A 15,226-nucleotide genomic window follows, 5' to 3' on the forward strand; every position below is an offset into this window, starting at 1 on the left:
GTCTTCCGGGGCTTGACGCCCTGTCCGACGTTTCAAACTCTAGCCGATCTCCGCTCCGAAAAGCGAATCCGACCGCAACCCGATAAAACGAGCACACCGAATAAGCCCCAGGCCGTCACGCGAAAAAGCGAAACGGCCGGCGCGAACCGGAAGTGGTGTTTCAGAGGATTGGCCGCCCCGGGACCGTCCGCGCCGATGCGTGTCCGGTGCTCCCTGCCGAGCGACTAGAGAACACTACCCCTGTCCGACACCGAAGGCAAACCCGTCCCGGAGACGGTCCGGGTGCAGAGCGCCCGGCCGGGCTTCACGTACTCGCCGTTCGGATGGTCGTTGCCGGTGACCCAGTGGCGGGCGGCGGCTTCGTCGCGTCCGCCTTCGCGGTGCCGCCGGAACAGGCGCTCCTCACGTTCCTCGTCGTCGGTGTGCACGTACCAGAGCTCGTGGAGCAGTCGACGGGCGTCGGGCCAGGGGGTGTCCGCGGAGGCGAGGTAGTTGCCTTCGGTGATGACGAGTCGGGTGTGCGGGCGGACCACGTGGCGGGCGGCGACCGGTTCGTCCAGGGTGCGGTCGAAGTCCGGGACGTAGATGTCCTGGAAGCGGTCGCCGGCGATGCGGCGCAGCAGGGCGACGTAACCGTGGGCGTCGAAGGTGGCCGGGGCCCCCTTGCGGTGGGTCAGGCCGAGGCGGTCGAGCTGGGCGCCGGAGAGGTGGAAGCCGTCGAGCGGGACGTAGGCGGCGCTGCCGGGGCCTTCGGCGCGCTCGACCTCGGCGACCAGACGGCGGGCCAGGGTGGACTTGCCGGCGCCGGGCGGGCCGGCAAGTCCGAGGATCGTGCGGGCGTTGCTGCCCGGGCCGCGCAGGAAGCCGAGGGCAAGGGCGGTGAGGCGGTCCTCGTTCATGGCGGCACCTTACTCAGGGCGCACCTCGTTCAGCGTGCCCCTTGCTCGGTGACCCCGGACGGGCCGGACTCACCGAGTCGGGTCGGGTCGGGTCGGGTCCCGAGCTCAGCGGCCGGCGAGAGCGGGCTGGTCCAGTGTCAGGGTGCCGGCGTCGGCGTCGAGCAGGGCGGGAACGCCGAGCGGGACGGTGAGAGTGGAGGGACAGTGGCCGAAGCCCAGTTCCCAGAGCACGGGAACACCGAGCCCGCCGAGCCGGTCGAGCATCACGTCCCGGACCCGCTCGGGCCGTCCGCAACCCTCCCAGGAGCCCAGGGCCACGCCGGCCACGCCGTCGAGGGCGCCGGAGCGCAGGAGCTGGGTGAGCAGCCGGTCGAGCTGGTAGGGGTGCTCGTTCACGTCTTCGAGCAGCAGGATGCCGCCCTCGTAGGAGGACCGCGCGGCGGGTGTGCCGCGCTCGGCGGTGAGGACGTGGAGGCAGCCGCCGGCCGTGACGCCGCGGGCCCGGCCGGGGACGAGCGGGGCGGCAGTGGGTGAGGTGAGGACGGTGACGGCGGCCGGGTCGAAGAGGGTGCGGCGCAGGTGCTCGGCGGTCGGGCCGTCGGCGACGAAGGAGGCCCCGGCGGCCAGCGGGCCGTACAGGGTGGCGAGGCCGAGGCGCTGGGCGAAGGCCTCGTGCAGGGAGCTGACGTCGCTGAAGCCGATGAAGGGCTTGGGCGCGGCGGCGCGCATGACGGTCCAGTCGAGCAGGTCGACCAGGCGGTGCACGCCGTACCCGCCGCGGGCGCAGATGACGGCGTCGACGGTGGGGTCGAGCCAGGCGGTCTGGAGGTCGGCGGCGCGGTCGGCGTCGGTGCCGGCGAGGTAGCGGAGGGTGGGGTGGGTGTCGAGGACGTGCGGGGCGACGGTGACGCGCAACCCCCAGGAGCGGAGGATCGCGCAGCCGGCGGCGAGGCGTTCGGCGTCGATGGGGCCGCTTGGGGCGACGACGGCGATGTGGTCGCCGGGACGCAGGTGCGGCGGGCGGGTCAGCCCCTGGCCGGGTGTGGTCGGGTGCTGGTCCATGGGCCGGGCCACCTTTCGGGCGCGGGATCGGGGTGCGGGCGGTCGCGTCGTGGCCGCGACCGCCCGGTGACGATATGCCCCGTGTCAACCGGCCGATGTCCCCTGCCCGGCCGGTGCCCGGCGGTGAGCGCTCTTCAGATCGCCGCCCCCATCACCTCCCGGACCTCGGCGAGGGTGGCGTCGGCGACGGCGTTGGCCCGCTCGGCGCCGTCGCGCAGGACCTGCCGCAGGTGGCCCCGGTCGGCGGCGAGTGCGGCGCGACGGGCGCGCATCGGGCGGAGGAACTCGTTGACGGACTCCGTGACGGTGCGCTTGAGCACCGCGGCTCCGCCGTCGCCGATCTCCTCGGCGACGGCTTCGGGGGTACGGTCCTGGCAGAGGGCGGCGAGCAGGACAAGGCTGGAGACCTCGGGCCGGTTGACCGGGTCGTAGCCGATCCGGCGGTCGGCGTCGGTCCGGGCGCCACGGATGATCCGGGCGGTCTCGTCCTCGGTGGCGCCGAGGGCGACGGCGTTGCCCCGGCTCTTGCTCATCTTGCCGCCGTCGGTGCCGAGCAGCATCGGGGCGTCGGAGAGCAGGGCCTGGGGGCGGGGGAAGACGGCGCTGCCGTCGGCGTGCGGGTAGCGCTCGTTGAAGCGGCGGGCGACGGTGCGGGCGACTTCGAGGTGGGGCAGCTGGTCCTGGCCGACCGGGACCAGGTCGGCCTTGCAGAAGAGGATGTCGGCGGCCTGGTGGACGGGGTAGGTGAACATCAGCCCGCTGACGGCGGACTGCCGGGAGTGGGTGATCTCGTCCTTGACGGTGGGGTTGCGGCGCAGTTCGGCGACGCTGACCAGGCTGAGGAAGGGGAGCAGCAGCTGGTTGAGGGCGGGGACGGCGCTGTGCGGGAAGATCGTCGCCCGCTCGGGGTCGAGGCCGGCGGCGAGGTAGTCGAGGACGAGGTTCTCGGTGTGTTCGGCGAGCCGGTCGGCGAGGTCGCGGTCGGTGATGACCTGGTAGTCGGCGACCACGACGAACATCTCGACGCCCTGGTCCTGGAGCCGGACGCGGTTGCGCAGGGTGCCGAAGTAGTGGCCGAGGTGGAGCGGTCCGGTGGGGCGGTCCCCGGTGAGGACGCGGTGGGCGGTCGGGTCGTCATCGTACGGAACGGACGGGACGGCCGTGCTGGTCGTGCCGGACGGAACGGACGTGGCGACGCCAACGGCGGTGGGCGCGACGGCGGCGGACGCAGGCGTGGTGGTCAAGGTCTCTCCTCGGTGCGGCGGTGGTGGTCTGCCGTCCGGGGCGAGGGGCCCGTTCTGCGGGGAGCGCGGGGCGCGGAAAACGCAGCAGGGCCGTCCATCCCGGACGGCCCTGCTCAGGCGAGTGTGATGGCCGTCCTAGGACGGCCACCAGCACAGGCCCGTGAAACGCTTCATGCGCTCAACAGTACTGGTGTCAGTCCTCCACGACCAGTGCCTGGGTGTCCTTGGTCAGCGTCTCGCCGCGGAAGAACTCCGGCCGGATGAAGCCGTACCAGGTCATCAGGCAGGCGCCGAGCAGCAGGATGCCGACGCCGATCACGAAGACCGAGCCGATGCCGAAGACCGAACCGCTGCCGTAGTCCGGGTCCCAGGCGTCGGTGAGGGTCTGCAGGAAGACCGCGGTGAGCAGCACCCCGCCGAGGAGCGGGGCGGCGCCCTTGAGCAGCAGGTCGCGGACGCCGGTGCGCAGCGAGCGGCGGAAGTACCAGACGCAGGCGAAGGCGGTCAGCGCGTAGTAGAAGCAGATCATCAGACCGAGCGCCAGGATGGTGTCCTGGACGACGTTCTCGCTGATCAGGCTCATGCCCACGTAGAAGACCGCGGTGGCGATGCCCGCCGCGACGGTGGCGTAGCCCGGGGTGCGGAAGCGCGGGTGGACGGCGCCGAAGCGCGGCGGCACGGCGCGGTAGGCGCTCATCGCGAGCAGGGTGCGGGCCACCGGGATGAAGGTGGTCTGCAGGCTGGCGGCGGCGCTGGCGACGACGGCCAGGAAGAGCAGGATGCTCCACGGCGAGCCGAGCACCGGACGGGCCAGCGCGGCGAACACGTTGTCGGCGGTGGCCGGGTTGCCGAGGCCGTTGCCGGTGCTGCCGACGCCCGCGAACATCTGGGAGGCGATCGCGACCAGCAGGTACGAGCCGACCAGGGTGACCATGGAGATCATCGCGGCGCGGCCCGGGGTCTTGGCGCTGCCCTGGGTCTCCTCGTTCATGGTCAGGCAGGTGTCCCAGCCCCAGTACATGAAGATCGACAGCGACAGTCCGGCGGTGAACGCGCTGAACGAGCTGACCTCGAGCGGGTTGAGCCAGGAGAAGGAGAAGCCGATCGAGTCGGGCAGGTCGCCGGAGGCGGCCTTGCCGATGGCGATGGCGGAGAAGAGCAGCAGCACGGCCAGCTGGAGGCCGACCAGGCTGTACTGGAACCACTTGGTGGCGGTCATCCCCCGGTAGCTCATCGCGGTGGCGCCGGCGATCAGCAGGACCACGGTGAGCAGGTGGACGGCCTTGTTCTGGTCGAGTTCGGTGACCCAGCTGCTGCCGGTCATCTCCCCGAGCATCAGGTACAGGAAGTCGGTCGCGACCCCGGCCAGGTTGGAGAGCACGATGATGGTCGCCACCGTCAGACCCCAGCCGGCCATCCAGCCGACCCGGGGGCCGAAGGCCCGCACACCCCAGGTGAAGGACGTTCCGCAGTCCGGGAAGTCCTTGTTCAGCTCCTTGTACGCGAACGCGACGAGCAGCATCGGCAGGAAGCCCGCGAGGAACACCGCGGGCATCTGGACGCCGACCGCGGTGACGGTCGGGCCGAGCGTGGCGGTCAGGCAGTAGACCGGGGCGACCGTCGAGACGCCCAGCACCACGCTGCTCAGCAGGCCGACGGAACCACCCCGTAGACCCTTGTCCCCCGCTCCCCCAGCCGTCCCCTGACCCGCGGGGACTCCACCACTGATGCCACTGACCGGGGCACCCTGCGGAGCGCCGGGCGCCATTGCCCGGCCGCTGCTCGTGTGCTCTGAGAGCTGCTGATCAAACACCAGCGCACCCTAGATGCGGGCATGGAAGGTTGAGTAGACCAACCCTTGGTGATCTAAACCACTTGCTTCGATTCGTTCCCAAGCAGGCCCTTCGGGCTGATGTATTTACGGCTTGTTAACCCATGTACCTTTGTTTCAAAGGAGTTGGCCCAAGGAATTTTCTTCCTTTTGCCAAGATTCAGCATGATTTGCCCCCCTGGTGCGAGCGGCCCGCGACCCTGTCGCCCCGAGTCGGATAGGTTTGCCTAACCTAATTTCGATCGTGAATGGAGCGTCGCGTGCCCCCCACCCCCGACGACCTGGCCCTCGTCGCCCGCACCGCCCCCCGCACCGCCGGCCGCCGCAGGTTCCTCACCGCGGCGATCGCCGGAGGAGCGGTCCTCGGCCTCGGCGGGCTGCTCACCGCCTGCGGCAGCTCGGGCGGATCTGGCGGATCCGGTGGATCGGGCGGATCGGGCGGGTCGGGAGGCAGCGGCGGCTCGACCCCGGCCGGCGGTGGCTCTTCCCCGAACCAGAAGTCGGTCAAGCAGGGCGGTGACGACTACGCCACCGTGATCGAGAAGATGAAGGGCTTCGGCACCGACGCCGCCCCCGGCGTCTACCCGCGCACCCTCAGGCACGCGATGGGCGAGACCGTCATCCCGGCCAGGCCCACCCGGGTCGTGGTGCTGGACACCGGCGAGCTCGACAACGTCGTCGCCCTCGGCATCCAGCCGGTCGGCGTCGTCCACACCGACGGCTCGAAGTCCCTGCCGTCCTACCTCAGGGACAAGGCCGGCAGCCCCGCCGCCGTCGGCACCATCAACAGCCTCAACCTGGAGGCCATCGCCGCGCTCAAGCCGGACCTGATCCTCGGCAGCCAGCTGCGCGCCCAGGACCAGTACGCGCAGCTGTCCAAGATCGCGCCGACCGTCTTCTCGCTGCGCCCCGGCTACCCCTGGAAGCAGAACTTCCTGCTCAACGCGAGCGCGTTCGGCCTGGAGGCCGAAGCCAAGGCCCAGCTCGACGCGTACCAGGCGTCCGCCGCCGCGATCGGCGCGAAGCTCGGCGACAAGCGCCCCACCATCACCCCGCTGCGCTTCATGCCGGGCCGGACCCGGCTCTACGCCGAGCTCTCGTTCATCGGCACCATCCTCACCGACGTGCCGCTGCCGCAGCCCGAGATCGAACGGGTCCAGGAGCTCGCGGTGGAGGTCAGCCCGGAGCAGATCGACAAGGCCGACGCCGACTGGATCTTCTACGGCGTGTACGGCAGCCCCAGCTCGACCAACCAGGACGCGGTGCTGGGCGGTGCGCTCTGGAAGACGCTCGGTGCGGTCAAGTCCGGTCAGGCCCGGCCGGTTTCGGACGAGACCTGGTTCCTCGGGCTCGGAGTCATGGCGGCCAACGCGGTGCTCGCCGACCTCAAGGGCTTTGTCGCGCCCGGAAGTTGATCACACCCGGCGGGGCGCGGTCGGGGGCGGCGAACAGCACAGGCCGCAGCTCCGGTCGTGTGGCAACAGTGTTCGCCCTGCGCTGTCTTGGACGATCCCGGGGCGGCCCCGCGACCATCCCACGGTGGTATCGCGCACACCATCGGGTTCGACGCTTGGAGCTGATCGCGCCGTGCGGGAGGATCGTCGGAACCGTTCCCCGAAGGGCCCGCCGATGACCTCGCTCCGCACCACCGCAACCGACCCGTCCCTGCCCGGCGCGCCCGGGGACAGCGCCGGGTCCTCGCCTCCACCCGCCGAGACCGGCCCGCCCGCCGCGGCCGTTCCGATGTGCTCGATCGCGACCGCCGCCGAGCCCGGTGCGGCCGCGTCCGGCGTCCCGGTGGGTTCGATGGGTGCGGTGGGTGCGCCGCGCCAGGGCGGCACAGCGTGGCAGGACACGGTGCGCCATGACACGGTGCCGCGGCCGCGCAGCCGGAGCGACGCGGAGGCGCCGCCCGTTCCGCGGGCGGTCGGCCCGGAGGACCACGGCGCTCCGACCGGCGGCGACCCGACCACGGCACGGCTGCGGGCGGCGTTCGCCGACCGGCTGCGGGCCGCGCACGCCCGGGGGCGTTCCGTCGCCGAGCTGGCGGACGCGTGCCGTCGGCCGGTCACCGATATCTGGGCCCTGCTCGGCGCGGATGCCGGCGCGCAGGGCGGCGCACAGGCCGACACCGATGTTCAGGCCGGGAACGGTCCGGCCGCGCCCGACTTCTCCGCGGGCATCGCTGCCGCAGCACCCGACACCCTCGATGGGCCGGACCGGGGCGGGGCCGACGGCGGGTTCGTCCGGCAGCTGCCCGCTGCCGCACCGTCGGACGTCAGCCGCTCCGGGTCGGCGCCGCGCCCGGTGCGCGAAGAGCCGCGGATCCTGGGCTACCGGCGGCCCTCGCCCTCACGGCGACTGCGCCGGATGCACCCGCAGGCCGCCCAGAACGGACAGGGGGCGACCGCACGGGAGACGGCCGCGTCCGGCCCGACCGGGGCGGGCCTGCCGGGCGCCGCCGGCCGGGCGGGCGAGCGCGCCGGTGCGGAGGAACTCGCGGCGCAGGGGCCGTCGTTCGGGGCCGGCCAGGACGCCCTCGGCTTCGCTGCGGTCGACGCCGTCACCGCCGCCGGCCCCGGCACCGGGACCTCGTGGAGCAACCCTCCGCTCGGCATCCTGATCGGCGGCAGCCCCGGACCGGCCGAGCCCCTCGGCCGACCGGAGGAGCGCGCACCGGTGCGGGTGGCGGCCCGGCCGATCAAGGTCGGCCGCGGCACCTGTCTGGTGGTGCTGCCCTCCTGGCGGCCCGCCATCGCCGTCTCGGTGCCGACCGAACAGCTGCTGTCCGCGACCGGGCTCGGCTCCGAGCAGCTGGTCGGCGCCCGGCTGACGGTGCTGATGAACCCCGCCGCGCTGCACGACCGGGAGCTGGAACTGCACGGGTGGGAGCCCGCTCCGGCCGGCCCGGCCGGGCGGACCCGACGCGGCGGGCGCGCGTAGCCGCTCCGCCGGGCGCCGTTCGGCGCCGGGGCCGGCGGACCGATGGGCCCAGCGGTTCAGCGGGCCAACGGGCCGGCGGTTCAGCGGGTCAGCAGTTCAGCGGTCTAGCGGGCCTGACGGGTGGCCGGAGCGTTCGGGACGTACCCGAGGTCGACGGGCACCGGCGGTCGCCCGTCCACGACCCAGCCCGTACGGACAGCGTCCAGCAGTTCCGGCAGCGCGGGCGGCCAGAGCGCGTCGGCGTTCTCGTCGGCGAGGTCCGCCGGGGTCCACCAGCGCCAGTCCAGGATCCGGTCGACGGCGTGCACCTCGCTGACGTCGCCGACCGGGCCGCGGTGCGGTCCGCCGGTGAGATAGATGTGCTCGTGCTGGCGGACCGGGGTACCGTGCCAGGTGAAGTCGTGCTCCCATGTGCAGAGCAGCGGGCCGGGTTCGAGATCGCTCCAGCCCGTCTCCTCCCACAGCTCGCGCCGGGCGCCCTCCCACGGTGTCTCGCCCGGCTCCAGTCCGCCGCCCGGCATGGTCCAGTGCACGCCGACCTCGTCGTTGTCCGAACGGAGCAGGAAGACCGAGCCGTTCCCGTCCAGGACCACCGTGCGGGCGGCCTGCCTCGGCCTGCGTTTGCGGGATCGCAGCAGATTTCGCATCGGGTCACTCTCGCAGCGGCCGCCCGGGGCGTCGAGGGGATTCGGCACTCCGGTCGGGGTGCTCGGGCCGGCCGGTCCGTCGTGGCGGGCGCGGGATCAGCCCGCCGGCCGTACCCTGACGGCCATGCCCGTACCCGCGATCATCTTCCCCGCCGATCCGCTCAACCCGCGCCGGCCCGACCCGCACTTCGCCTGGGAGGCCAGGATGCTGCGGGAGTTGGGCGGCGAGCACCACCTGGTCGACCACGACGGGCTGCTCGCCGGACGGGCCGACGAGGCCGTCCGGCGGGTGCCGCGGGACAGCGGACCGCTCTGGTACCGGGGTTGGATGCTGCCCTCCGCCCGGTACGCCGACTTCGCCGCCGCGCTCACCGCCCGCGGCGGCAACCTGCTGACCAGCGCGCCCGGCTACGCGGCCGCCCACGAACTGCCCGGCTGGTACGGCGTGTTCGAGGGTGCGACGCCGGCCAGTGCGTGGATCCCGTCCGACGGGGCGGTGCCGCCCGGGCCGGCGGAGCTGGCGGAGGCCGCGGCCCGGCTCGGCGGGCACGGACCGGCGATCGTCAAGGACTACGTGAAGTCGCGCAAGCACGAGTGGCTCGAGGCCTGCTACGTGCCGGAGTTGGCCGACCTGACGGCGGTCGGCCGGGTGGTGGAGCGGTTCGTCGAGCTGCAGGGCGAGTTCCTGGCGGGCGGTGTGGTGCTGCGACGGTACGAGGAGTTCGAGGGCGCGGGCGTCCCGGCGGAGGGACCGGCCGGTACGAGTGACGCGGCCGCGAGGCGCGGCGCGGCCGGCGCCGTCGGCCCCATCGGGCCGGAGTACACGGACTGTGGCGCACCGGAGAACGGTGGGCGCGCCGTGGAGGCCCGGGTGTGGTGGCTGGACGGCCGGCCCGTCCTGGTCGGGCCGCACCCGGACGCCCCGCGCCGGGCCGTCGAGCCCGATCTCACCGACGTCCCGGCGCTGGTCCGCAGACTCGGCTGCCGCTTCGTCACCACCGACCTCGCCAGCCGGGCGGACGGCTCCGGCTGGCGCGTGGTCGAGGTCGGGGACGGGCAGGTGAGCGAACTGCCGCGCGGGATCGATGCCTCGGGGCTGCTGGCCTCGCTGATCGCCGCCTGACGGACCTCGTGTGAGGATCCGCCAGACGGCGTGCGGGTAGGGCGCGGCCCCGGTGCGGGGCGGCCCCGGGCGCGGAACGGACCCGGGGGCGCAGCTGCCCCTGGTCGCAGCGGCCCTACATGGCGGCGACGGTCTCGACCGCCGGGTGGCCGTCGGCGATGAACGCCTGCCAGAGCCGGGAGTAGGTTCCGCCCCGGGCGAGCAGTTCGGTGTGCGTGCCGTCCTCGACCACCCGGCCGTGGTCCAGCACGACCACCCGGTCCGCGCGCTCGGCGGTGGTCAGACGGTGGGCGATGACCAGGGTGGTCCGGCCGCCGCTGAGCCGGTCGGCGGCCTGGTTGACCGCCGCCTCGGTGGCCAGGTCGAGCGCCGCGGTGGCCTCGTCGAGCAGCAGGATGTCCGGGTCGACCAGCTCGGCCCGGGCCAGCGCGATCAGCTGGCGCTGGCCCGCCGAGAGGTTCCGCCCGCGACCGGCCACCTCGTGGTCGTAGCCGCCCGAGAGTCGGACGATCATGTCGTGGGCGCCGACCGCCCGGGCCGCCGACTCCACCTCGGCCGCCGAGGCGTCCGGCCGACCGTAGGCGATCGCCTCACGGACCGTACCCGCGAACAGGTACGCCTCCTGCGGCACCACGCCCAGGCGGTGGCGGTACTGCGCCAGGTCGTAGCGGGTGAGGTCGACCCCGTCCACCCGGACGGTGCCCTCCGTCGCGTCGTAGAACCGGGCGACCAGCTTCACCAGCGTCGACTTGCCGGCGCCGGTCTCGCCGACCAGCGCCACCGTCTGCCCGGCCGGGATGTGCAGGTCCACTCCGCTCAGCACGGTCGGGGCGCCGTCCGCGCCGCCGTTGTAGGCGAAGCCGACGCCCTCGAAGGAGATCTCGCCGCGCAGGCCCTTGGCCACCGGGACCGGGTCGGCCGCCTCGGCGGTGGTGGTCGGGGTGCGCAGCAGCTCGCGGATCCGGCCGAGGCCCACCGAGGCCTGCTGGTACCCGTCGAACACCTGGGACAGCTGGTTGACCGGCGCGAAGAACAGGTCGATGTAGAGCAGGTACGCGACCAGCGCACCGACCGTCAGGGTCCCCGCGTCGACCCGGGCCGCGCCGACGATCAGCACCAGCGCGGCGGCCACGCTGGAGAGGAACTGGACGAACGGGAAGTACAGCGAGATGTAGAGCTGGGCCCGGACCCGGGCCTCGCGGTAGGCGATGCCGCGGGCCACGAAGCGGTCGGTGTTGGTGTCCAGACGACGGAAGGCCTGGACGATCCGCATGCCGGCCACGTTCTCCTGGAGGTCGGCGTTGACCGTGCCGATCAGGTCGCGGGAGCGCTCGTACTGGTCCTTGGACTTCTTGCGGAACACCAGGGTGGCGATCACCAGCAGCGGCAGGACGGCGAAGACCACCAGGGCCAGGCCGGCGTCGATGATCAGCAGGGCGGCGAAGATCCCGGCGAAGGTCAGCAGGCTGACCACGGCGGTGACCATGCCGGTCTGGAGGAAGGAGGTCAGCGAGTCCAGGTCGGTGGTCATCCGGGTCATGATCCGGCCGGTCAGCTCGCGCTCGTAGTAGTCCAGGCCCAGCCGGTTGAGGTGGGCGAAGATCTTGAGCCGGAGCGTGTAGAGGACGCGCTCGCCGGTGCGGCCGCTGACCCGGTTCTCGGCGCCCTGCACCACCCAGTCCAGGAGGACCACGACGAGTGCGGCGAGCGCGGCCACCGCGACGCCGGACATCAGGCCCTTGCGGACGCCCTCGTCGATGCCGTGCCGGATCAGCACCGGCAGCACCAGTCCGGCCGCCGCGTCCAGGGCGACCAGCAGCAGGGCGATGAGCAGCGGGACGCGGAAGGGGCGCAGCAGGCGGCGCAGGGTGAAGTCGGGATCCCCGGCCTCGGCCTCGGCGCGGGGGACGGCCGGGGTGTCGGAGGCGGGCGGGAGGGCGGCGACCTTCTCCAGCAGGTCGGGGTCGGCGGTGCGGGCGGCCTTGGCCAGGGCCGGGGTGGGGAGCGCTGGGGTGGGGAGGGCAGAGGTCTCGGGGGCGGAGGTCTCGAGGATGGACCGGGGCCCGGTTCCGGGGGTGTCGCCGGTGGGGGCGCCATCGGTGACCGGCTGACCTGCCGGCTGCCCCGGGGCTTCGTCGGGTGCCTGATCGGGGGCCTGATCGAGGGTGGACTCGGGGGTGGACTCAGGAGTGGAGTCGGGCGTGGACCGCCGGGTGTCGCGACCGGCCTCGGGGTCGGTGATCAGGGCCCGGTACTGGGGACATCGGGCCTCGAGCTCCTCGTGCGTTCCGAGGTCCAGCAGCCGGCCGCGTTCCAGCACGGCGATCCGGTCCGCGAGCTGGAGGCTCGAACGGCGGTGGGCGATCAGCAGCGTGGTGCGGCCGGTCATCACCGAGCGCAGCGCGTCGTGGATCTCCGCCTCGATCTGCGGGTCCACCGCCGAGGTGGCGTCGTCCAGCAGCAGGATCCGGGGGTCGGTGAGGATGGCCCGGGCCAGTGCGATGCGCTGGCGCTGGCCGCCGGAGAGGGTCAGCCCCTGCTCGCCGACCCTGGTGTCGTAGCCGTCCGGCAGCGCGCGGACGAACTCGTCGGCCTGGGCGGCGCGGGCGGCGGCGACCACCTGCTCGTCCGTGGCGTCCGGGCGGCCGTAGGCGATGTTGGTGCGGACCGACTCGGAGAAGAGGAAGCTCTCCTCGGGGACGATGCCGACCGTCGCACGGACCGAGTCCAGGGTGAGGTCGCGCAGGTCGTGGCCGTACAGGCGGACGGTGCCGGCGGCCGGGTCGTAGAAGCGGGGCACCAGCTGGGCCACCGTCGACTTGCCGGAGCCGGAGGCGCCGACCAGCGCGAGGGTCTCTCCGGGGGCCAGCTTCAGGCTGAGGCCGTGCAGGACGGGGGAGGGGTGCTCGGGGTCGTAGCGGAACTCGACCCGGTCGAACTCCAGGGCGACGTCGAGGGTCCGCGCACCGACGGTGGGGGTGCCGGAGGTGGTTCCGGAGGTGGTTCCGGCGGCGGTGTCGGCGGCGGTGCCGTGCGGGATCTCGCCGTGCGCGAGGTCCAGGGTGCGGGCGTCCGGGCGCTCCTGGACCAGCGGGCGCTCGTCGATCAGCTGCAGGACGCGCTCGACGCCGGCCCGGGCCTGCTGGCCGACGGTGATGACCATGGTCAGCATCCGCACCGGACCGGTCATCTGGGCGACGTAGGTGGAGAAGGCGACGAAGGTGCCGAGCGTGACGCTCCCGTCCACGGCCAGCCAGCCGCCGAAGGCCAGGACGCCGACCTGGGCGAGCGCCGGGATCGCCTGCATCGCCGGGTTGTAGCGGGCGTTCAGCCGGATCGAACGGAGCCGGGCCGCGAAGAGGTTGCGGGAGGCCGCCTCCAGCTTGTCGAGCTCCTGCGCCTCCTGGCCGAAGCCCTTGACCACGCGGACGCCGCCGATCGCACCGTCCACCACGCCGGCGACGGCGGCCGCCTCCTGCTGGGCGGCCCAGGTGGAGGGGAAGAGGCGCTTGCGGCTGAGCACCGAGACCCACCACAGCGCCGGGCCCATGACCAGGGCGATCAGGGTGAGCGGCGGGGACAGCCAGAGCATCACGGCCAGCGACATGACGAACATCAGCAGATAGCCGGTCATCATCGGCAACATCGAGAGCAGGCCGTTGACCAGTTGGAGGTCCGAGGTCGCGCGCCCGACCACCTGGCCGGTGTCCAACCGGTCCTGGCGGTGGCCGTCGAGCCGGCCGAGCGAGCGGAACAGGTCGCTGCGCAGGTCGTGCTGGACGTCGACCGCGAGCTGGCCGCCGTAGTAGCGGCGGACCTGGGTGCAGCCGAAGACCACGAGGGCGGCGAGCAGCAGCACCACCGCCCAGGGGGCCAGCGATCTGGTGTGGGCGACTATGACGTCGTCGATGATCAGCTTGGTGACCAGCGGCACCAGCGCGGTGACGGCCATGCCGAGGAGCGAGGCGCCGAAGGCGAGCAGCAGGCTGCGGCGGGAGCGCCAGCTGTAGCCGACCAGACGGCGCAGCCAGCCGGCCGGCTCGGCGCCCCCGGCGGGCCCGGTGCTCCCGGCGGGCTCGATGCTCTCGGTGCGCTCGGCCTTTTCGGTGCGCTCGGTGTTCTCAGTGGGCCCGGTGTTCTCGACGCCGGCCTGCGGGCCGTCGACGGGGACCTCCGGGGTCGAGCCGGGGGCTGGGGGGCCGCTCGGGGATTGCTCCGCCGTGGATCCGTGAGTCTCAGGCATATTTAGAGATGCTAACCATTTCGTCGGGTGGCCGCCATGACGTTTCCGGCCCGGGTGGGTTCGGGGCGGGCCGGGGCAGCCCGGATCGTCCGGTCCGGCGGACTGGCCAACAGCCCGCGGCCTGCGGTGATTCCCGATCGAACACCCGAGCGGCCCGCTCTCTCCCGGCCGTCTCCAGCATCGCCGACGGCCTTCGCGGCGCCCAGCGGCCAGGGGTGGGTGGACGCCGTCCTTTGGGACTAGGCCTCGGGACGGGCAGCCGTCGAGGCCTTCACCGGCGAAACCTTTACTCCCCGACCATTCTCCGCCGAACCCTTCACCGCCCGACCGTCCCCCACCTGGCCGCCACCCGAAGGGCGCGGAGGCGTTGGCGCGACCGGGCAGGGCGCAGCCGGAAAGGGGGCGACCCGGGCGGGGGCGTTCTCTGGGGCACGGGGCTCAGGCTCCCGCGGGCCCCGCGGCTGCCGTGGTCGCCGTGACTGTCGCGGCGGCGGCCGACTCCGCCGCCGCCGCGAACGCGCCGTGGGCGAGGGTGTGGAGCAGGGCCGCCATACCGTCGCGCTGGAGGGCGGTGCGCTCACCCTGGTCGGGGTTCGAGCCGAGGCTGTGCGGGGTCGAGTTGATCAGGCCGAAGACGGCGTGCACGGCGGCCCGCGCCACCGGCTCGGCGGCAGGGTCGGCCAGCGGCGGGTAGGCCTGCCGGACCACCTCCACCCACAGCTCGACGTAGCCGCGCTGGAGCCGGCGGACGGTACGCCGGTCCTCCTCCTTGAGGTTCAGCAGCTCACGGTCGTGGAGGGTGATCAGGTCGCGGTCGTCCAGGGCGAAGTCGACGTGGCCGCCGATCAGCGCGTCCAGCGTGGCAGCCGGACCTTCGCCGCGGCCGGCCCGCCGGCGCCCCTCGTCCAGCAGGCGCTCGCTGATGCCGATCAGCAGGTCCGCGAGCATCGCGTCCTTGCCGGCGAAGTGGCGATAGAGCCCGGGGCCGCTGATTCCGACCGCCTTGCCGATCTCGTCCACGCCCACGCCGAGGAAGCCCCGCGCGGCGAACAGCCTCGCGGCCTCCCGGCGGATCTGGTCACGGCGGCTGAGCGCGGAGGCGGCGGGGACGTTCGGCATACCGCCCATCGTAGACAGTCGGGTTATCGGCCGTTAACCTGGCTGCGTAAGTTAACGTTAATTAACGTGGCGATCACAGGCGGACCGCACCCGGCTGCCCACCTGGTGCCGAGGG

At 73.1% G+C, this 15,226-nt stretch carries 10 protein-coding genes; 3 read left to right on the forward strand and 7 right to left on the reverse strand.

The window, feature by feature from the left end; all coding sequences use genetic code 11:
* Nucleotides 1-224 precede the first annotated feature (224 nt).
* From ACGF0D_RS39570 to ACGF0D_RS39585, 4 genes are all read right to left on the reverse strand, one after another.
* Nucleotides 225-899: a nucleoside/nucleotide kinase family protein gene (locus tag ACGF0D_RS39570; RefSeq protein ID WP_392924916.1), complete on the reverse strand. Its 675-nt coding sequence runs from the start codon at nt 897-899 to the stop codon at nt 225-227.
* Nucleotides 900-1,004: 105 nt separating this feature from the next.
* The gene (locus ACGF0D_RS39575) at nt 1,005-1,961 is read right to left on the reverse strand and encodes an LD-carboxypeptidase (RefSeq protein WP_392924918.1); all 957 of its coding nucleotides are present in this window, start codon (nt 1,959-1,961) and stop codon (nt 1,005-1,007) included.
* 134 nt (nt 1,962-2,095) lie between these two features.
* Entirely contained in the window at nt 2,096-3,205 is a 1,110-nt protein-coding gene (gene trpS / locus ACGF0D_RS39580) for a tryptophan--tRNA ligase (RefSeq protein WP_392924919.1), read from the reverse strand.
* Between the two features lie 193 nt (nt 3,206-3,398).
* The gene (locus ACGF0D_RS39585) at nt 3,399-4,973 is read right to left on the reverse strand and encodes an APC family permease (protein ID WP_392881390.1); all 1,575 of its coding nucleotides are present in this window, start codon (nt 4,971-4,973) and stop codon (nt 3,399-3,401) included.
* 323 nt (nt 4,974-5,296) lie between these two features.
* Here ACGF0D_RS39585 and ACGF0D_RS39590 point away from each other — a divergent pair, with 323 nt between their 5' ends.
* Both ACGF0D_RS39590 and ACGF0D_RS39595 read left to right on the forward strand, forming a co-directional pair.
* Complete coding sequence (locus tag ACGF0D_RS39590; RefSeq protein ID WP_392924921.1) at nt 5,297-6,451, forward strand: ABC transporter substrate-binding protein; 1,155 nt, start codon at nt 5,297-5,299, stop codon at nt 6,449-6,451.
* Between the two features lie 214 nt (nt 6,452-6,665).
* Entirely contained in the window at nt 6,666-7,979 is a 1,314-nt protein-coding gene (locus tag ACGF0D_RS39595) for a hypothetical protein (RefSeq protein ID WP_392924923.1), read from the forward strand.
* Nucleotides 7,980-8,083: 104 nt separating this feature from the next.
* On the opposite strand, the gene ACGF0D_RS39600 is transcribed toward ACGF0D_RS39595, so the two are convergent.
* The gene (locus ACGF0D_RS39600) at nt 8,084-8,626 is read right to left on the reverse strand and encodes an NUDIX hydrolase (RefSeq protein WP_392881326.1); all 543 of its coding nucleotides are present in this window, start codon (nt 8,624-8,626) and stop codon (nt 8,084-8,086) included.
* A 124-nt stretch (nt 8,627-8,750) separates the two neighbouring features.
* Here ACGF0D_RS39600 and ACGF0D_RS39605 point away from each other — a divergent pair, with 124 nt between their 5' ends.
* Complete coding sequence (locus ACGF0D_RS39605) at nt 8,751-9,749, forward strand: ATP-grasp domain-containing protein (RefSeq protein ID WP_392924924.1); 999 nt, start codon at nt 8,751-8,753, stop codon at nt 9,747-9,749.
* Nucleotides 9,750-9,864: 115 nt separating this feature from the next.
* Here ACGF0D_RS39605 and ACGF0D_RS39610 read toward each other — a convergent pair whose 3' ends face one another.
* Complete coding sequence (locus ACGF0D_RS39610) at nt 9,865-13,992, reverse strand: ABC transporter transmembrane domain-containing protein (RefSeq protein ID WP_392924926.1); 4,128 nt, start codon at nt 13,990-13,992, stop codon at nt 9,865-9,867.
* A gap of 438 nt (nt 13,993-14,430) precedes the next feature.
* Nucleotides 14,431-15,111, reverse strand: coding sequence for a TetR/AcrR family transcriptional regulator (locus ACGF0D_RS39615; RefSeq protein ID WP_392924928.1), 681 nt, complete (start codon nt 15,109-15,111; stop codon nt 14,431-14,433).
* Between the last annotated feature and the right edge of the window lie 115 nt (nt 15,112-15,226).

This window comes from Kitasatospora sp. NPDC048298, assembly GCF_043201465.1.
Classification (GTDB): domain Bacteria; phylum Actinomycetota; class Actinomycetes; order Streptomycetales; family Streptomycetaceae; genus Kitasatospora.